This is a genomic window from Mesorhizobium newzealandense, assembly GCF_042682145.1.
Lineage (GTDB): Bacteria > Pseudomonadota > Alphaproteobacteria > Rhizobiales > Rhizobiaceae > Mesorhizobium > Mesorhizobium newzealandense.
On the sequence record NZ_JBHUGZ010000010.1, the window covers coordinates 41,375 to 58,740 of the forward strand.

Consider the following 17,366-nt stretch of genomic DNA (forward strand, 5'->3'; position numbering starts at 1 on the left):
GATGGTGGAAGACACCGAGGACAACCGCCAGATCATCCGCGATCTCATTGCCACCACCGATTACGAACTGATCGAGGCGGCGGACGGGGCCGCCGGCATCGCTGCAGCCGGAGCGCACCGGCCAGACCTGATCCTTATGGACATTCAGCTCCCGGTGATCGACGGGTATGAAGCGGCCCGCCGCATCAAGGCCGATCCGGCGCTCCGGCACATTCCGATTATCGCCGTCACCTCCTACGCGTTGTCGGGCGACGAGGCGAAAGCCCTTGCTGCCGGGTGCGATGGTTACATTGCCAAGCCATTCAGTCCGCGCCAGTTGCTTTCCGAGATTCGCGGGTTCCTTTCCTAGGGGAGGCAGCGCCTTGCACGATCCGCCTCGCATTCTCGCGGTCGACGATACTCCGGAAAACCTCGAGATCCTGCGCATGCGGCTCGAGGCGAACGGCTACGAAGTTGCAACCGCCGCCGATGGTGAAGAGGGGCTTGCGAAAGCCCGCGAACTCACGCCGGATCTGATCCTGCTCGACATCATGATGCCGAAGCTCGACGGCATCAGTGTGGTGCGCGTGCTCAAGCAGGACATCTCCCTGCAGGCGATTCCGGTCATCCTCGTCACCGCGAAGGCCGACACGCGCGATGTGGTCGAGGGGCTGGACGCCGGTGGCGACGACTATCTGACAAAGCCCTTCGAGCACCAGGCGCTGTTGGCGCGGGTGCGCTCGATGCTGCGCCAGAAGGCGCTTCACGACACTGTCGCGAGCCAGACCAAGCGCCTTGAGGATCAAGCAGCGCAACTTTCCGACTGGAACCGCTCGCTCGAGCAAACCGTGGCCGACCAGGTGACGGAGCTCGAGCGAATGGCGCGGCTCAGGCGGTTCCTGCCCGAACAGGTCGCCGACCTCATTGTTGCGGCGGGCAATGGAGACGCGCTCTTGCAGAGCCACCGTCGCGAGGTGACCGTTGTCTTTTGCGATTTGCGCGGCTTTACGGCCTTCGCGGAGACCGCCGAACCCGAAGAAGTCATGACAGTTCTTGCCGAGTATCATTCCTGTCTTGGTGAACAAATCGTCCGCCACGAGGGAACTCTCGAGCGGTTCGTGGGCGACGGTATCGTCGTCGTTTTCAACGATCCACTGCTATGCGCCGACCACAGCGAGAGAGCCGTCTCGATGGCTGCTGCGATGCGCGACGCGATTGACGAGCATTCAGAGCGATGGCGCAAGCGGGACTATTTGCTGGGCTTCGGGATCGGCATTGCCAGGGGCCACGCAACCATAGGGCGCATCGGTTTTGATCAGCGCTCGGACTATGCCGTCATTGGCACTGTGTCGAACCATGCCGCCCGCTTGTGCGAGGAGGCCAAACCCCGCCAGATTCTCGTTAGCCAACGGGTCATCGGCGCTGTCGAGTCGATGGTCGAATCCGTTCTTGTTGGCGAACTGACGCTGAAAGGTTTTCGCCGCCCGATGCCGGCCTATGAAATCGTGCGGTGGATCGGTCGGCCAAGCTAGCGTTCACCGCACGCTGGTCTCTTTCGCACGATACGGCCCATCGAACCGTCGCACAAATCAGCCCAGCCACAGACCGATCTCGAAATCGCCGCAACGGGGAGAAAGCGGTCGTCCGCGAGTAACAACCAATGGCAGCCTCTGGCGCACCACGCCTTCTCGCCTGTTCGCGCGGAAGGTCATTCGTTGCGCCAATATGGGTGGGAACAGCTGAACCGGCGCGACCCAATCAGCTGGCGTTCAGTCCCCGATATCGTTCCTTGGACATGCGGATCATTCGCGGTCATGTCGGGTAAGACAGTGTAACCCTGATCGATAAGCTGCAGTTTCAGCTCTGCGAGGTGGCGCTTGAATGCGTTTTCGATTTGGCTGCGAGGATACCGCCATCCGTTCCTGCACGCACGCACGAGGATGTCGGAGTACAGTTCAGCGCTGGCGGCTTTCACCGCATCTTCGGAAATCAGCTTGCCGTTACTTTGGGCGCCTTCAGACAAGCATGGCCCCGCCGATACGGACAGCACCAGTATTGCGGCCAAGACAGACAATTTTGTCATGGATCCCTCCGTGTTTCCGAGTCTGCCAAGCGACCAGACCCTGCGACCTGCGGAGGCTAGAATGCTGACCCGTCGGATGGAATCGTGCAAATGCAGTGTTTTCGCTGACGCATCTGTAGTATTTTCGCCCTGACGCTGGGGGTCCTGGCCACAGGTCGGCAGCGGATGGGAAATTTGAAACAATGCTTCGCGCCGTAGGCAATCCTCTCGCCGGCCTGTCGGATCGGGAGCTGATGGTCGCGGCAAAATTCGCGGAGGGAATGACCTATCGCGAAATCGGCGAAACGCTCTTCATAGCGCCTACCACAGTTCGGACCCATCTTTCGGCCATCTATCGGAAACTCGATGTTCGCAGCAAAGTGGCACTTGCTGCGTTACTTGCCGATCACCGCCATCAGGACCCCAGCCAGGCACCACCCGGAAGCCTTTCGACCGACGAGTCGGGCCCGCCGGTCGTCGCGGTTCTCCCGTTCGACAATCTAAGCGGAGAAGAACGCTGGACTCGTATCGCTGATGGTTTGTCGGCGGACCTCATAGTTGATCTCGCCCGTTACCGCGACCTTGCGGTGATCGCCCGCCAGACAATGCTTTCTTACAAGGGACGGCATGTTGACGTGCGAGACCTCGGACGAGAGTTGAATGCTGACTATGTGATCGAGGGAAGTTTTCAAGTGGACGGGCAGCGGGTGCGCATCCGCGTGCAACTCGTCGACGCCCACACAGGGGTTGATGTTTGGACGGTGCGTTACGATCGGTCCGCGAACAACCTGTTTGCGATGCTGGACAGCGTGACCGAGAACGTCATCAATGTCCTCGCAACTGGCCACGGTCAGCTCGCCAATCTGCGACGCGATGCGGCTCGTCGGAAGCCTCCGGCAAGTTTGCAGGCCTATGATTGCTACCTGCTTGGGCTTGAGCAGAAGCACCTTTTCACCCGGGAGTCGAACAAGGAGGCGATACGGCTGCTGACGCGTGCAATCGAACTCGATCCGGGTCTTGCAAGAGCCTGGACCACACTGGCACTTGCGCATGCTGTGGATGCTATCAACGGGTTTACCGACGACGGTTCCGGCTCGATCGAGAGCTGGAGCAAATGTGTCAAGCAAGCGCTGGCGCTCGATCCGGCCGATATTTACGCCCGCATAATGCTTGCTGATCTTCGGGCATTGCAGGGCGATATCGAAGCTGCTGTCGAAGAACATGACCGAGTGCTGGCGGCGGCTCCAAATGACGCTGACGCACTTGCCTTTCTTGCGGGTAGCCTTGCTCTTGTTGGAAGCGACCCGAAGCGGGGCTATGAATTGGCCAAGCGAGCGGTCCGGCTAAATCCGTATGTTCCCTGGTATTATGGAATGCTTGCGCGATGCAGCTTCGTTCTTGGCCTTCACCGGGAATCGTTGGTCGCGCTACGTCAATCTGCGCCAGACTCGCCCGCAACACTTCTATTTCTGGCGATGGCTCATGCGATGCTCAATGAAACGCCTCAAGTCGCCAGGATTAATGCGCGACTGAAGGACGAATTCCCGAACTTCACGGCCGAAGTGTTCATCAGCACCTATCCGGTTACCAACCCTGTCGCCATTGCTGCGATCAGGGAAGGCGCCCGTCGTGCAGGTTTGGCATAGCTTCATTCCTGGTCAACTCTGAGGCGTGATAGCTCGCTCGGCCGGTTTTTGCCCCTGGTGCACCACGGCCCGCAGCCTCTCCCGCAACTCCCTCGGCGCCACATCATACCGTTCTTGAACGCCCGTGAAAAATGCGCGATCGAGATCGCCCGCGCGCGGCTCTGCTAGTCCGAAAACCTCACGCTCACGCCGCGCTGCCGAAAATATGCCTGCATCAACTTCCGGCCCGAGCGGTTGTTCTGCGCCAACTTGGTCGGGTCGAACACCGCCTGTTTTATCCCTTCTCGTGCCAGCGCCGCCTTAAGCGTCGCGATATGTGCGTCGATGTCGGCATTGTCCGCCCGGAGGGAGGCATAGATACTTTCGGTAGCCTGGGCCACGGTCGGTTCGCTCACAGGTGTCGTCCTTTGGTTGGTTGAGCGGCGGCTTACCACAGATTCGCGGCTCCGCCGATACCGATGAGACCGTCAGTCGTCTAACCGGCATAGCAGTTTCCCGGCGCGACCCGACCCCCAGCTGGTTGCTGCTTTCGGGCAACCGCAAAATTGCCGACTTCCGTTCCCGCCTCCGATGGCGTGGTCGCGAAAGCGAACCGTTCCTTATGGGGCTTCATAGAGCTCCAGCGGCAATCCATCTGGGTCGCTGAAAAAGGTAAACCGTTGGTTTGTATATGGGTCGATCCGGATTGGCTCAACGGCAACGCCGGCGGCTTCCAGGCGCATGATCACGGGATCAAGATTAGCCACGGCAAATGCCAGATGTCTCAGGCCTGTCGCCTCTGGATGGGACGGCCGCATCACGGGTGCAGGGAAGGAGAACAATTCCAGCTGGACGGACCCGATCCGCAGATCCGCCTTCCATGACTGCCGCTCCTCCCGATAGACCTCCCGGATCATATCGAGGCCGAGGAGTTCGACATAGAACCGTCGCGACCGGTCGTAGTCGGTGCAGATGAGCGCGACGTTGGTGAATGGCGTTCAGCATGCTACGAACTCTAGCCAAGCTGGGGTTTGAGGCCAAGGTCACCATCGGGCACGCGGCACTTTGTTGCCGCCAGAGCGCAACCAAGCCACACACGTCTTGAGCCTCTCCCATGTTTTCGCTTGATAAGGTAGATTGTTGCACCGGAAGGGGGCGATGCACCACTCATTTGGACAATTCGAACTTGATGAAGCTGCTCGCAAACTGTCGCTGGGAGGCGTCGGGCAGAAAATCCAGCCGCTTGTTTTTGACTTGCTGGTGTACCTGGTCCGCAACGCAGGCAGAGTCGTCCCCAAAGACGAACTGATGGACGCTCTTTGGCCGGATGTCATTGTGACTGAAGCTTCGCTTCAGCGCGTGGTCAGCCTCACCCGCAAGGCGCTTGCAGCGGGCGGTTTGCAGGACGCGATACACAGCTACGTTCGCCACGGTTATCGCTTCGCTATCGATGAGCCGGGGCTGGGATATGTGCAGCCTGCCTCGTTCCAAGGGGCCGACGATCTTGCTGAGGCGCGCAGGCTGGCAGCGGCACGCGATTGGGGCGCGGCGGCAAAACTCTTCGCCAATCTTGCAGAGATTGAAGCTCTCTCTTCGGCGGACATCGACCTTTGGGCTCTGGTCGTCGAATGTGGCGGGCGGCCAACCGAGGCGATCCCTGTGCTGGCTCGCGCTGTTGCGGCGCATATCGAGGCCGGTGATTTCGCGCGCGCCGCGAGATCTGCCGTCACGCTCGCCAAGATCCAGGCCGAACGCGGATCGGGTGCCGTTGCGGAGGGATGGCTGGAACGTGCTGCTTCGCTTCTGTCTCAGTCGCCAGACGATAGCACGCAATCATATCTGCTCTGGATGAGATCGCGCCTTGCATCCTCGGGCGGTCGCCCGGAGGAAGCGCTTCAACTGGCGTCAGCCGCCCACGCGATAGCTGAAGATTGCGAAGATCCTGGCCTGCGAGCGCTGACCCTGACGTACAAGGGATTTTTCAATCTAGCCCTCGGCAAGATCGATGAGGGCAGCGAGCAGCAAAACCATGCGGCGGCGATCGCGTTGTCGAGTCAAGTCGACCCCATCACCGGTAGCCTGGTTTACTGCAATATCCTCTGGAGTTGCAGGACTTTTGCCGACTGGCCGCGTGCCCGCCAGTGGAGCGAAGGCTTTGAAAGCTGGTGCACCGCAAGTTTTGCGCAAACATCAGGAGCCTGTGACCTTCATCGTGCGGAAGTCGTCGCAGCGCAGCAGATATTGCCTGAGGCCCTCACCTGCATAAACGAGGCGCTTCCCAAACTCTCTGCGGAGGAATCCTGGTCGCTTGGCGAAGGCTTTCGCGTCCGTGGTGATATCTTCGCCATGATCGGCGATCTCGCAGCGGCGCGTGCCGACTACGATCAGGCCTATGCACTCGGCTGGGATGCGGAGCCGGGCAATGCCCTGCTGTTGTTCGAAACCGGCGATCTGGACGGTGCGCTGGCTGCACTTGATCGGGCTTTACAGGGGATGTCGTGGTTCCATCTTCAGCGACGCGGAAACCTGTTGGTGAACGCGGCCTGCATAGCGGCGCGCGGTGGGCGCTCAGCCCAAGCATCAATCTATCTCGCTGAAATCGATGCACAGCCAGAACGCTGGCGACAGCCGGCGACGCAGGCTTTGATAACCGAAACCAAGGCTGCGCTTTGCGAGCCAGGCGACCCGAACGGCAATCGGCTTCTGCTGCTGGCCCGGCAACTCTGGACCAGCACAGGCGTTGATTATCATGCGGCGAGGGTTCGGCTTCAGCTAGCGAAGGCATTGCTGAACTCGGGCGACATCAGCGGGGCGAAGGTGGAAATCACTGCGGCAGAGAGATCGGCTCGCCACCTGGGATCGCAGCGATTGGCAGAGGAAGCCGCAATGCTTCGCCACAGCCTTTTGCAAGATAGCCAATCGCCTGTCGACGGCTCTTTGCAAGCGCTGACTGCTTGACCCCTGCCCTCCTGCCTGCCCGGATGATCTGCTGATCAGGTTGTCAGCCGGCGACGGGAAAGATCAGCCAGAGATCAGCTCTGGATAAGGACGATCAGTCCCCCGAGACGTATTTTTTCCCAGCCATGCAGGCACCGCATGGCAATCAGCAGCGCCGGCGAAGGGTCGGCGCGAAAGCGAAAGGGAAAAATCATGAACCTCTTTGTCATCCGTCGCCCGAGCGCGTGGGCATCTCTGCAGGAACTCGAAGCCGCCGGCGCGAAATCGGCAAAGGTCGCCAAGGAGCAGATGTCGGGCACGGTCAGCTGGATCCGCAGTTACGTTGTGCATGAACCCGATGGGCGCATCGGCACCTTCTGCATCTACGAGGCCAAGGACGGTGAGGCCATCCGGGATCACGCCAAGCGCGTTGGCATGCCCGGGGAGGAATTCTACCCGGTTGCCGACACGGTCATCCTTCGGAACGATCCGATTTCGACAGCGGCCGTCTGACGACCTCCAGTCGCTGCCTCGCGTTGTCAACGTGAGGCAGCGTCATCCAACCAGTAAGCAATGAACAGAGCGGCGCTTGAAGCGGCCTGCCCGCATGCCCTGGCGCCGCGATTCCTGACCAGTGGAGAGAACGATGTTTCACTACCTAAAGCGCATTTCGATCGGTCTGAGGGCGCGCAGAGCCGAAAGGGCTTTGCGCGAACTACCTGACCATATCCTGAAGGACATTGGCATTCGCCGTGCTGCGATCGCCTACGCCGTTCGAGAGCACCTCAAGGACGATCGCATCTGAGTGCTCGCCATCAAATGGAACCAAAGACATGGAAATTCTCATAAACATGGCGAATATCATGTATGTGGTCGCCTACTTCACCTTGGATATTTTGCGGTTGAGAATCCTCACCACAGCGGCCGCAATCTGCCTCGCCGTGTATTTCTACAGCCAGCCGACGCCGCTCATGAACGTCGTCGGCTGGAATGTCTTCTTTGTGCTACTGAACCTGATCCAGATTGGCCGCATTTTGAAGTCTCGCTATAACTGAAGCAAGGCTCGCCGACACGTTGAATGTCGGGTCGAATGCAGCTGCAGCCTGCTCCAAGTTGCTAGGGCAATTCCAGGAAAAGTGTGAAGCGGTTTTCCGTCCGGAATTGCGTCGAAACAAAGGGTAAGGCAGTTTGCCACGGACATTTTGGGGGGCGCGGGCATCGTCATGACCTGACCAATCCGAACATTGCTTTTGCGCATGGAAGCGGCGCGCGGATGCAATGCCCTGGGTTCAGAAACACAACCGCGCGAGGCTGCCTTTCCCATCTAGAGCAAAGAATCTCCTGGAGCGCATCGCCGATTACCCTTTGGTGAAATGACGGAATCCATAGCCCCCGCGCGCCGAATGGAGTAGAGTATCTCATAAATCGGTCTGCGAGCGAACGTCGCCCGGAGGTTTGTCGTGACCGTCACCAAGCGAATACGGTTGCTGATGGCCTCACTGAGGGTCACGCCCCTCGGAATAGGCCCGGATCGGCTTGTCTGCATTGCTGCGCTCGTTGCGTGCATTTCCTGGCTTGGAATTGCTGGTGGTGCGGCGACCGCAGGGCCGCTTCATGACGCTGCGCTGGAAGGCGATGCGGGCAAGGTCGCCGCGCTCCTGGCACAAGGCGCCGATGTGAACGATCGCGACGAGAGCCGTCAGACCCCGCTGATCGATGCGGCGCTTGCCGGCAAGACCGAGGTCGCCATTGCGTTGATCGAGGCCAAGGCCGACATCGAAGCCCGCAACGACCGCGGCTTCACCGCGCTTCATGCGGCAGCCTACTCAGGAAGCCTGGACATAGCAAAATTGCTGCTCGACCACGGGGCCGAGGTCGACGCGTCGAGCACGCACAAGATCACGCCACTGCATGTGGCAGCAGAAGAGAACCAGACAGCCGTCGCCGAGCTGCTGATTGCGCGCGGCGCACAGGTGGAGGCAATCCAGGAGTACGGGTTTACGCCCCTGAGCCGCGCGACGTTCTTTCAGAGCACGAAAGTGATGGTTTTGCTCAAGAAGCACGGGGCGAAATGCCAACCCAAGATCGGGGCATCGTATGTGGACTGCCTCGCGGCCGGCAACTGAGTGGGGCGCGGCCCCACTGGGACCATCGGAGGATGATATGACAGCGAACCGTTCCAGAGCGCCTCGGAGTTTCCTGTTGGCCGCGATGACAGCTGCGTGCCTCCTGGTCGTTGGCACGGGTGCATCCTACGCTGACGGTGTGAACACGGGATACTTCGGCAACGTCGCCATACTCGGCTACGATCCGGTGGCATATTTCACAGACGGTCGCCCGACCAAGGGTTCACCGGAGATCGCGAAGAAATGGCTCGGGGCGACGTGGTATTTCGCAAGCGCAAAACATCGCGACGCGTTCGCTTCCGAGCCGGTCCGCTATGCCCCTCAATATGGCGGCTTCTGCACGCTGGGCACAGCATTCGAACAGGCATCTGCGAACATTGACCCGGAAGCCTGGCGTATCGTCGACGGCAAGCTCTACCTTTTCTCCGGGAAGGAGGGCCTGGAGGAGGACTTCGATGCTGCCCCCGCTCCCATCATAGCGAAGGCTGACGCCCAATGGCCAGGAATCGAAGCAAAGGAATTCGAGGCCAGAGCAGCAGACAACTGAACTAACTCACGGCCCTCTGAGTTGAACCGGCGTGTCACGGCGACACCGAGAAATACCATACCGTGACGGAGTCCGGCAAAACATACTCGTCGCGCTTTTCGCTGCTCCCTTGGGGATTGCGATAGACCGGACCGCAGAACTTGCGGCCGAGTAAAGTCGCTGAGGATCGAGTGCAGAAGAGGTTGTCCTCCAGGGTGAACGCGCCGGAGATTATGCCGTTTTGGGAGCTCATGGCGAAATCTCCGTTTGCACTCAGCTCCATCACAAACGGTGCACCGTTGTATTGATGTCCGACCCAGGTCCGATCGCCTGCCAGGGCCCGTATGGCGGAGGCGTCCAGGCGGTCCTCATCCCGCCCGCGGAAATCGAAGCACAGCTCCGGAAGCCCCGCCAAGCGAAGGGCGTCTATCCGATGATCGAGATCCTGTTGCCGCCGATGGTGGGCATAAACGACACGAAAACCGGCGAGGTTCTGCACGGGGATCTTCTTTAGGATTGCTGCGACCGCGTCGTGCGCCTCGGCCAATCGGCCCAACCGCGCGTTAGCCATGGCCAGGGTTTCGAGGCCGAGGTCGCTCCGCTCTTCCGGCTGGACTTGCCTCAGCGCCTGCAGGGCCTTCTCATATTGACGGTTCATGTAGAGCACGAAGCCGTAATAGTCGAAGACCTGCGCCCGCGGCTTGGGATCGAGTTGCAGCACGCGTTCCATTGCCGCCAGCGCCGCCGGGTTCTGCCCTGCATAAGTCAGCACGATCGCCAGGTTGAGCTCTGCCTCCGCGCCATTCGGGTCGAGCGCGACAGCTTTCTGGACTGAGGCGAGAGCCTCGTCCCATTCGCTATCCAGCATCTGCAGGATACCGAGCACGGCATAGGCGCGTGAGGACTGGGGATTGAGCACCAGCGCTCGACCTGCCGCCTCGTAGGCGCGCTGGCGAGCGACGGCGCTCAGCATGAGGCGCTGGAAGTCGAAGCCTAGCACGTCCACCGTCGCCCGGGCATAGCCCGAATAGGCGTCCGCGAATGCAGGATCGAGCTTAATTGCGTTTTGATAGAGGGAGAGAGCCTCCCCGAGAGACTTGTAGTCGATTGCATACACTTTCTGCTCGGCTCGGATATAGAAATCGTATGCTTCCAGATTTTGGGTCGGGAGGCGGGCGATCTGAGTTTTTTCGCCTGCTGTCAGACGTACCGAAAGTGCCTCAACGATTCGCTCGATCACTTCGTCCTGAAGGGCAAATAACTTGGAATAGTCGCGGTCGTAGCGCTCGGCCCAGATGTTACTTCCTGTTTTGGCGTCGATGAGTTGGACATTGATGCGGACCGAATCTCCCTCTCGGCGGACGCTGCCTTCGACCACGTAGTGGACATTCAACTGCTCAGCGATCTCGTTGATGTCGAGGGATCGATCCTTGAAGGAGAACGAGGAATGGCGGGCGATGACGAGGAGCCCAGAGATCTTCGAGAGATCGGTGATAAGATCGTCTGTGAGCCCTTCGGCGAAGTAGTCCTGTGCCGGGTCGTCACTAAGATCGCCAAACGGCAATACAGCGATGGAAGGCTTGCCCGCCACCGAATCGACCGTGTCGGGGCCATCGCCCCGCAGAAACGCAATTGCTTGCGGCCAAACCGTCAGCGCAACCACTGCCGCCAGAACAAGGAAGAGCACCGCGGCGCCGATTACAGGCCATCGTCGAGAGCGCGACTTGCCGGTGATTGTCGTCTGCTCCAATAGCACCCGATAAACGCGGACCGGCTCAGGGATGTTCTTGAGACGCTGTTCACCCAGCGACTTGAAAGCCAGACCGAGCTTGTTGCGTGCCTGATCGTAGGCCGTTCCGGAGATGGCGACACCACCGGGATCGCTCAGCCCCTGCAGCCTCGCGGCGATGTTGACGCCGTCGCCATAGAAGTCGTCGCCGTCGATGATCACGTCACCCAAGTTGATCCCTATGCGGAACACGATCCGGGTATCTTCGGGAAGGTCGAGGTTCTGCCGTGCGACGATCCGCTGAATTTCGACCGCGCACGCCACTGCATCGACGACGCTGGCGAATTCGACCAGCGCCCCATCGCCCATGAGCTTGACGACGCGGCCGTGGTACCCATCGATCAATGGTTCGATGAATTCGCGGCGAACCGCCTTGAGCCGGGAAAGTGTGCCCGTCTCGTCCAGGCCCATCAGGCGGCTGTACCCCACCACGTCGGCGGCGAGGATAGCGACCAACTTCCGTTCCAGATGTTGAGCCTGTTCCACTGGGTAGAATTATAAGGAAAGCCCAATGACAAGACCATACACACCGGCCTACGAGAGCTAGCAGCAAACAGTCCCTGCTCCGATGAGGTACGTCACAAAATCGGCTACGAGCGTTCGCCTTGAAGTCCGAAAAGGTGATGTTCGACGGAATATCGGCTCCTGGCGCAACCGCGACCTCCATCATGGTCATCCGCGATGTCTGCTTCCGGGCGCGGCGAGGTTTGCCTCTATGGCCGACATAGAGGCGCATTGCTGCCATTCCAACGCGGACCATGAAGGGTCACCGTTGGGTCACATCGCATCATCCGACGCTAGCAACTGAACCTCCGCAACGGGCCGAACCCGGTCGTGCGGAGTGATCGGATTTTGCCCCTAGCTCGCAGCCGCTGCCGAGACCTTTCTGGGCGCGGCCCGCTGCCGGCGCTGGCGGCGTTTGGCGGTCAGCTTGAGGGCAACCGGCGGCTCTTTTGACAGCGCGCCCGCGACGGCGGCTACCATGTCATGCGCCACGAAATCGGCGTTCATGTCATGGGCCAGCTTGGCGGCCGCCTCCTTGTCGTCATTGCCGGTCTCCGACCAGAACACGATCCCTACCCGCAGCGACGCCTTCGCACGCTTCAGCCGGCGAACCTGAAAGCGGGCGTGCTTGACAGAATCCCGGTTCAGGAAGCCGACCACGACGGTGTCGATGGTTTCGAGGTCGAGGCGGCGGATGCTCGCCGGTTCCATGTCGGCGAAGCCCACCTTCGACGCTGTCGCGCCCTGCACTTCCAGCACCTGCGCCAGCATCGCGGCGGCGGCATCGTCGAGTTCGCCGCGCCCGCCGGAGCAAAGCACCGACATGCCGGTGCCATCGGGCAGCTCGGCCTCGTCCTCGCCGGCGGCATCGCCATCGTCGCCCGCCTCCCCGGCCTCGGGCGGGTCATCCTCCTCGGCCGCCTCCTCGTGTGCGCTGTCGTCGAGGTTGGCCACCAAGGTCAGGGCACTGGCCGCCACCTGCCGCCTTTGCGCGTCGCCCATGACGCCGCGCACACGGTCCCGCTCGCCCAGCAGAAGTGCCGGAATGGCCACCTTGTCGTAGAATTCGACCAGATATTTCTCTTCCAGCATCTCCTCGGCGTGGTCGGTGGCTTCCTCCGGATCACCAGCCAGCAGCCGCTGGTAGAGGCGTGCGTGCGGTTCGAGCACGGGTGTCGATGGCGGTTGAGAACCGCGTATAGATGGCGCCGAGAGGGAATTGATGCGGAATTCGGCTCGGAGTGGTGCTGAATGACGCTGATGATCTGATTTGGTTGGGGATGAGAGCGCGGGATGCGCCGACAGGAGCCCGGAGGGCGACTGAGGCGCATCCCGCGCTGCGTCCGCGCATGCTACATGTGCGGAGCGCCGCAATCAGACATCGACCCACTACCACGTAAACTCGATGTCCTATCCCAACGGCCCGTGTGAGGGGACTTGCAGGTCCCCGGGCACTGATGCCGACTGGTTCACGGTATGCGCCAGCATAATGGCATTGGCGCATTCCGTCGAGCTTTTCCCCGCAATCCCGACGGCGTTCCGAGAGGTTCGCCGCCGCAATGCAAACCGGTCGTTTCTTTCTCTGCGCACGGTGCCGCTCACAGGTCTTGCTTTGCCGGCATTGCGATCGGGGTCAGCGCTTCTGTGGTTCTGACTGCGCCCATGAAGCCCGCCGTGACAGTCTGCGTGCGGCGGGGCTGCGCTACCAGAACACCCGCCGGGGCCGCTTTGCCCACGCCGACCGCTCCCGCCGATATCGCCAGCGCTGCAAAAACAACGTGACGCATCAGTCTCCACCTTGTCTGCCGGATGGTTCACGACTGAACGCGCCCCTGATCGACGGCACCGTCGCACTGGACGACGTCACCGCTGAAGCGGTGCCATCGATCCCTCCGGCTCCGTGCTGCCGGCGCTGCAGTTGTCGGCTGCCGCCGTTCTTTCGCGGCGGCTTCGTGCGTCGCCGAGGGGCCTATGTCCGTCAACACGACTATGGAGACCCAACCGATGACCATATCCGCCGAGAAGGAAGCGATGATCCTGCGCCTGTACCACGTTGAGAGGTGGCGCTGTGGAACGATCGCAACGCAATTGCATTGCCACCATACGACGGTCTTCCGGGTTCTGAAGGAGGCCGGTCTGCCCCGCCACAGGCCGGTGATACGTCCCGCCGAGGTCGACCAGTATCTGCCGTTCGTCCAGCGGACGCTTGAGACATATCCAGACCTGACCGCCAGCCGCCTGTACGGGATGGTGCAGGAGCGCGGCTACAAGGGCTCGTCCTCCCACTTCCGGCATATGATCGCGCTCCACCGTCCGCGCAAGGCTGCGGAAGCGTTCCTGCGTCTGCGCACCCTGCCGGGCGAGCAAGGCCAGGTCGACTGGGCGCATTTTGGTCACATCGAAATCGGCAAGGCTCGCCGCCCGCTGATGGCCTTCGTCATGGTGTTGTCCTACTCGCGCGACATCTATCTGCGCTTCTTTCTTGATGCCCGCATGGAAAACTTCCTGCGCGGCCACGCCGGTGCGTTCAACGCCTGGAATGGTTTGCCCAGGGTGCTGCTCTATGACAACCTTAAGAGCGCTGTGCTTGAGCGTCACGGCGATGCCATCCGGTTCCATCCGACACTTCTGGCCTTCGCGGGCCATTATCGCTTCGAGCCCCGTCCCGTCGCCGTGGCGCGGGGCAACGAAAAGGGCCGCGTCGAGCGCGCCATTCGCCACATCCGGGAAGCCTTCTTCATCGCCCGCAAGTTCAAGGACCTCGACGATCTGAATGCCCAGGCCGAACAATGGTGCCGCAACCAGGCCGCCGACCGGCCATGCCCCGAGGACCGGACGATGACGGTTCGTCAGGTGTTTGCGCAGGAGCAGCCCATGCTTCTGCCATTGCCCACCAACCCGTACCCCATCGAGGAGCAGATCGCCGCGAAGGTCGGAAAGACACCCTATGTCCGCTTCGACCTGAACGATTACTCGGTTCCCCATACTCATGTCCGGCGCACGCTCACCGTGCGCGCCGATCTCGCCCAGGTCCGGATATTCGATGCCGCCACGATGATCGCCAGCCACCGCCGCAGCTACGACCGGGGCCAGCAGATCGAAGACCCCCGGCACCTCAAGGCGCTCGTCGCCGTCAAGCGCGAAGCGCGCCAGCATCGGGGCCTCAACAGTTTGACGCGCGCCGTGCCGGCCTGCCAGAAACTGATGATCCACGCCGCCGAGCGCGGCGCCAATATCGGCGCGATCACCAATGCCATGCTCAAACTGCTCGACCTCTACGGCGCCACCGAACTCCAGGCCGCCGTCGAAGATGCCTTGCAGGCCGGGGCCTCTCATTCGAGATCGGTTCACGTCGCGCTCGAACGCCGCCGGATCGCGCGTGGCGCTCCACCGCCGGTCGAAACAAGGCTGCCGGAGCATGTCCGCAAAAAGGATACGGTCGTACAGCCCCACAAGCTCGACCGTTACGATCAACTCACTTGCGCAGGCAACGACGATGAATAATCCCGGCATCCTGTTCAACCGCGCCAGGGCGCTGCGCCTCAATGGCCTGATCGCCCACTGGGACGAAATCGCCGACGCGCCGTGGCTGGCCGCCGTGCTTCAATGGGAGGAAGAAGAGCGCTCCGACCGCTCATTGCGGCGACGCATGCGCGCCGCCAGGCTTGGCCACTTCAGGCAACTGGCCGATTACGACTGGAAATGGCCGCGTCGTATCGATCGCGCCGCCATCGAGGAACTGATGACGCTGTCCTTCGTCAAGGAGGCCGCCAACATCGTCCTTATTGGCCCTAACGGCGTCGGCAAGTCCACGCTCGCTCTTAACGTCGCCTACCAGGCGCTGGTCGCCGGCCATTCGGTCCTCTTCCGCACCGCCAGCGAAATGCTCGGCGAGCTCGCCGCCATCGACAGCGATTCCATGCTCCGCCGAAAGCTGCAGTACTATGCGGCGCCCGATATCCTGGTCATCGACGAGGTCGGATATCTCTCCTATTCCAACCGTCATGCCGATCTGCTGTTCGATCTCATCAGCCGCCGATACGAGAAACGCTCGACCATCGTCACCACCAACAAGCCCTTCGCGCAATGGTCGGAGGTCTTCCCCAATGCCGCCTGCGTCGTCAGTCTGGTCGATCGCCTTTTGCACCATTGTGAGGTCATTCCCATCGAAGGCGATTCTTACCGCTTCAAGGAAGCCTCCGAGCGCTCGAAGGCGCAGCGTCAACAACGCACCAGCCACCCCGCTGACGAAAAGGAGCCTGCAGCATGACCGGAAATCCTCATCAGCCGTCCGGTCTCGGGCGTGGAATCCAGTTCATCGTCAATGCCGAATGGACACCCGAGCAAGCAGCCGCCGTCTTCGAACTCCTCGACGATCTGCGAGACTGCATCTGGAGCCGTTACGCTCCCCACATCCAGCAGTTTGTCCGTCACCAACAAGCCCCTGACGATCAGCACCCTTCCAGCGACGAGCAGACAGGGCAAAAGCCCCATCCTCTCGATCCCTCCTGGTAAAAAATACAAAGCGGCCCCATCGGGCCAAGCGGCCCCATCGGGCCGCTTTCTCCTCCACAATCCTCGGCACCATTTGTCCGCGCTTTCTCGCAGCCGTTAACAACGGGCTCATTGCCGAACAGCACGTCGAGGAATTCGAACTGCGGCACGTGCCTGCCAAGCACCACCAGGCAGACGGTCAGCGGAGTTGACAGCACCAGTCCGAGCGGTCCCCACAGCCAGGTCCAGAAGATGGCGGCAACGATGATCGCCAGCGGTGACAGTCCCGTCCGCGACCCGTAGAGCCAGGGTTCCACGACATTGCCGGTGACCAGTTCCATCACCACGAACAGCGCGGCCGTCCACAGGACGAGCGACCAGCCGGGCGCCACGGCCAGTGCCAGGAACAGCGGCAGCAGCATGCCGATGGCCGGGCCGATATAGGGAACGAAACGCAGCGCCAGCGCAAGCAGCCCCCACAGCAGCGCATTGGGAATGCCGAGGATCCACAGCCCGGCTGTAATCGGTATGGCGTAGACGATGTTGACGACCAACTGCATGAGCAGATAGAGGCCCACCCGCTTACCGGCATCCCGCAGCGCCTCGGTGGTGCGATGAAGGTCGCCGTAGCCGACAAGCCGGATGAAGCGGTCGCGCAGATCCTCCCGCTCGAGCAGCATGAAAATGACCACGACGATGATCAGGCCGGCCGATCCGAGCGGGCTGATCAGCGGGCCGACTATGTTCTGGAGGACTTCGAGCGGCCGTTCGCGCGCGACGATCTCGACGGGCACCGGCTCGCGCACCGGCTTGTCCGGCGTGGCGGCCGGCAGCGAAGCGTCCTGCCTGTTGATCTCCTGACCGACGCGCTCGACCACGCGGCTCAATTTGGCAATGATGCCTCCCCCGACGCCGGTTTCCTTGAGCGAACGGATCTTGGTCAGGATGTTCGTCTGGTAGACCGGGATGTTTTGCGCCAGTTCGCTGACCTGGGTGACGACAATGAAGCTGAACAGGGCAAGCGCCGCGAAAGCGCCGAGCACGCTGGCAATGACAGCCGCAATCCTGGGAATGCCGACCCGTTTGAGCGCCGCGACAAGCGGCGCGAGCGCGAAAGTCAGCAGCAGCGCGATGGCGATCGGCAGGAAAACCTCGCGCCCGAAATACAGCGCCGCCACCGTCGTGACGGTGGTCGCCACATTGGGCAATGACGTTCGCGGATGGGGCGCCGCGGCCGCAAGAATGTCCTCCAACCCATGAGCCGGAGACGCCGTGCCGTTTCGACGATTGGCCGCCACTTGGTCTCTCCCCTGCCAACCACCAT

16 protein-coding genes and 2 pseudogenes are annotated in these 17,366 nt (G+C 61.2%); 12 read left to right on the forward strand and 6 right to left on the reverse strand.

Annotated elements, in window-relative coordinates; translation table 11 throughout:
- The first annotated feature begins 1 nt into the window (after position 1).
- The gene (locus ACFSOZ_RS14565) at positions 2–349 is read left to right on the forward strand and encodes a response regulator (RefSeq protein WP_379099037.1); all 348 of its coding nucleotides are present in this window, start codon (positions 2–4) and stop codon (positions 347–349) included.
- 13 nt (positions 350–362) lie between these two features.
- Complete coding sequence (locus ACFSOZ_RS14570) at positions 363–1,511, forward strand: adenylate/guanylate cyclase domain-containing protein (protein WP_379099040.1); 1,149 nt, start codon at positions 363–365, stop codon at positions 1,509–1,511.
- A 176-nt stretch (positions 1,512–1,687) separates the two neighbouring features.
- Here ACFSOZ_RS14570 and ACFSOZ_RS14575 read toward each other — a convergent pair whose 3' ends face one another.
- Positions 1,688–2,062, reverse strand: coding sequence for a hypothetical protein (locus tag ACFSOZ_RS14575; protein ID WP_379099043.1), 375 nt, complete (start codon positions 2,060–2,062; stop codon positions 1,688–1,690).
- A gap of 182 nt (positions 2,063–2,244) precedes the next feature.
- Between ACFSOZ_RS14575 and ACFSOZ_RS14580 the strand changes: the two genes are divergently transcribed.
- Positions 2,245–3,687 carry a LuxR C-terminal-related transcriptional regulator gene (locus ACFSOZ_RS14580; RefSeq protein WP_379099046.1) on the forward strand — a complete coding sequence of 481 codons (1,443 nt, stop codon included), beginning with the start codon at positions 2,245–2,247 and terminating at the stop codon, positions 3,685–3,687.
- A 164-nt stretch (positions 3,688–3,851) separates the two neighbouring features.
- On the opposite strand, the gene ACFSOZ_RS14585 is transcribed toward ACFSOZ_RS14580, so the two are convergent.
- Both ACFSOZ_RS14585 and gloA2 read right to left on the reverse strand, forming a co-directional pair.
- Positions 3,852–4,082 carry a hypothetical protein gene (locus ACFSOZ_RS14585; RefSeq protein ID WP_379099048.1) on the reverse strand — a complete coding sequence of 77 codons (231 nt, stop codon included), beginning with the start codon at positions 4,080–4,082 and terminating at the stop codon, positions 3,852–3,854.
- 204 nt (positions 4,083–4,286) lie between these two features.
- The gene (gene gloA2 / locus ACFSOZ_RS14590; RefSeq protein ID WP_379099771.1) at positions 4,287–4,640 is read right to left on the reverse strand and encodes an SMU1112c/YaeR family gloxylase I-like metalloprotein; all 354 of its coding nucleotides are present in this window, start codon (positions 4,638–4,640) and stop codon (positions 4,287–4,289) included.
- Positions 4,641–4,824: 184 nt separating this feature from the next.
- Between gloA2 and ACFSOZ_RS14595 the strand changes: the two genes are divergently transcribed.
- From ACFSOZ_RS14595 to ACFSOZ_RS14620, 6 genes are all read left to right on the forward strand, one after another.
- Positions 4,825–6,624, forward strand: coding sequence for a winged helix-turn-helix domain-containing protein (locus ACFSOZ_RS14595; RefSeq protein WP_379099051.1), 1,800 nt, complete (start codon positions 4,825–4,827; stop codon positions 6,622–6,624).
- A gap of 192 nt (positions 6,625–6,816) precedes the next feature.
- A complete protein-coding gene (locus tag ACFSOZ_RS14600; RefSeq protein WP_379099054.1) occupies positions 6,817–7,116 on the forward strand; it encodes a DUF4242 domain-containing protein in 300 nt (99 codons plus the stop codon).
- Between the two features lie 133 nt (positions 7,117–7,249).
- Positions 7,250–7,408, forward strand: a complete 159-nt coding sequence (locus tag ACFSOZ_RS14605) for a YjiS-like domain-containing protein (RefSeq protein ID WP_379099057.1) — start codon at positions 7,250–7,252, stop codon at positions 7,406–7,408.
- Positions 7,409–7,454: 46 nt separating this feature from the next.
- On the forward strand, positions 7,455–7,658 hold the full coding sequence (locus tag ACFSOZ_RS14610) for a hypothetical protein (protein WP_379099060.1): 204 nt from the start codon (positions 7,455–7,457) through the stop codon (positions 7,656–7,658).
- Positions 7,659–8,063: 405 nt separating this feature from the next.
- Entirely contained in the window at positions 8,064–8,729 is a 666-nt protein-coding gene (locus tag ACFSOZ_RS14615) for an ankyrin repeat domain-containing protein (protein WP_379099063.1), read from the forward strand.
- Positions 8,730–8,814: 85 nt separating this feature from the next.
- Positions 8,815–9,276: a YHS domain-containing (seleno)protein gene (locus tag ACFSOZ_RS14620; protein WP_379099773.1), complete on the forward strand. Its 462-nt coding sequence runs from the start codon at positions 8,815–8,817 to the stop codon at positions 9,274–9,276.
- Between the two features lie 34 nt (positions 9,277–9,310).
- Here the strand turns inward: ACFSOZ_RS14620 and ACFSOZ_RS14625 are convergent, their stop codons facing one another.
- Positions 9,311–11,500, reverse strand: coding sequence for an adenylate/guanylate cyclase domain-containing protein (locus tag ACFSOZ_RS14625; RefSeq protein ID WP_379099066.1), 2,190 nt, complete (start codon positions 11,498–11,500; stop codon positions 9,311–9,313).
- Positions 11,501–11,902: 402 nt separating this feature from the next.
- Positions 11,903–12,721: pseudogene (locus ACFSOZ_RS14630) on the reverse strand (AI-2E family transporter); the annotation flags it as partial.
- A gap of 831 nt (positions 12,722–13,552) precedes the next feature.
- Here ACFSOZ_RS14630 and istA point away from each other — a divergent pair.
- From istA to ACFSOZ_RS14645, 3 genes are read left to right on the forward strand one after another with little or no spacing between them, the layout of a single operon-like run.
- Positions 13,553–15,052 carry an IS21 family transposase gene (gene istA / locus ACFSOZ_RS14635; protein WP_379097156.1) on the forward strand — a complete coding sequence of 500 codons (1,500 nt, stop codon included), beginning with the start codon at positions 13,553–13,555 and terminating at the stop codon, positions 15,050–15,052.
- Positions 15,045–15,818: an IS21-like element helper ATPase IstB gene (gene istB, locus ACFSOZ_RS14640; RefSeq protein ID WP_095090157.1), complete on the forward strand. Its 774-nt coding sequence runs from the start codon at positions 15,045–15,047 to the stop codon at positions 15,816–15,818. The genes istA and istB overlap by 8 nt, the downstream gene beginning before the upstream one ends.
- Positions 15,815–16,063, forward strand: a complete 249-nt coding sequence (locus ACFSOZ_RS14645; RefSeq protein WP_095090155.1) for a hypothetical protein — start codon at positions 15,815–15,817, stop codon at positions 16,061–16,063. Before istB ends, ACFSOZ_RS14645 begins: the two co-directional genes overlap by 4 nt.
- 98 nt (positions 16,064–16,161) lie before the next feature.
- On the opposite strand, the pseudogene ACFSOZ_RS14650 reads toward ACFSOZ_RS14645, so the two are convergent.
- Positions 16,162–17,340 (reverse strand): annotated as a pseudogene (locus ACFSOZ_RS14650) (AI-2E family transporter); the annotation flags it as partial.
- Positions 17,341–17,366: the final 26 nt, after the last annotated feature.

Excerpts from the sequence above, each read along its gene's own strand:
- ACFSOZ_RS14595 (WP_379099051.1), top strand. The coding sequence starts at position 4,825 with ATGCACCACTCATTTGGACAATTCGAACTTGATGAAGCTGCTCGCAAA.
- ACFSOZ_RS14645 (WP_095090155.1), top strand. The coding sequence starts at position 15,815 with ATGACCGGAAATCCTCATCAGCCGTCCGGTCTCGGGCGTGGAATCCAG.
- ACFSOZ_RS14620 (WP_379099773.1), top strand. The coding sequence starts at position 8,815 with ATGACAGCTGCGTGCCTCCTGGTCGTTGGCACGGGTGCATCCTACGCT.
- istA (WP_379097156.1), top strand. The coding sequence starts at position 13,553 with ATGACCATATCCGCCGAGAAGGAAGCGATGATCCTGCGCCTGTACCAC.
- ACFSOZ_RS14605 (WP_379099057.1), top strand. The coding sequence starts at position 7,250 with ATGTTTCACTACCTAAAGCGCATTTCGATCGGTCTGAGGGCGCGCAGA.
- ACFSOZ_RS14575 (WP_379099043.1), bottom strand. The coding sequence starts at position 2,062 with ATGACAAAATTGTCTGTCTTGGCCGCAATACTGGTGCTGTCCGTATCG.
- ACFSOZ_RS14600 (WP_379099054.1), top strand. The coding sequence starts at position 6,817 with ATGAACCTCTTTGTCATCCGTCGCCCGAGCGCGTGGGCATCTCTGCAG.
- ACFSOZ_RS14580 (WP_379099046.1), top strand. The coding sequence starts at position 2,245 with ATGCTTCGCGCCGTAGGCAATCCTCTCGCCGGCCTGTCGGATCGGGAG.
- ACFSOZ_RS14565 (WP_379099037.1), top strand. The coding sequence starts at position 2 with ATGGTGGAAGACACCGAGGACAACCGCCAGATCATCCGCGATCTCATT.
- ACFSOZ_RS14610 (WP_379099060.1), top strand. The coding sequence starts at position 7,455 with ATGGCGAATATCATGTATGTGGTCGCCTACTTCACCTTGGATATTTTG.
- istB (WP_095090157.1), top strand. The coding sequence starts at position 15,045 with ATGAATAATCCCGGCATCCTGTTCAACCGCGCCAGGGCGCTGCGCCTC.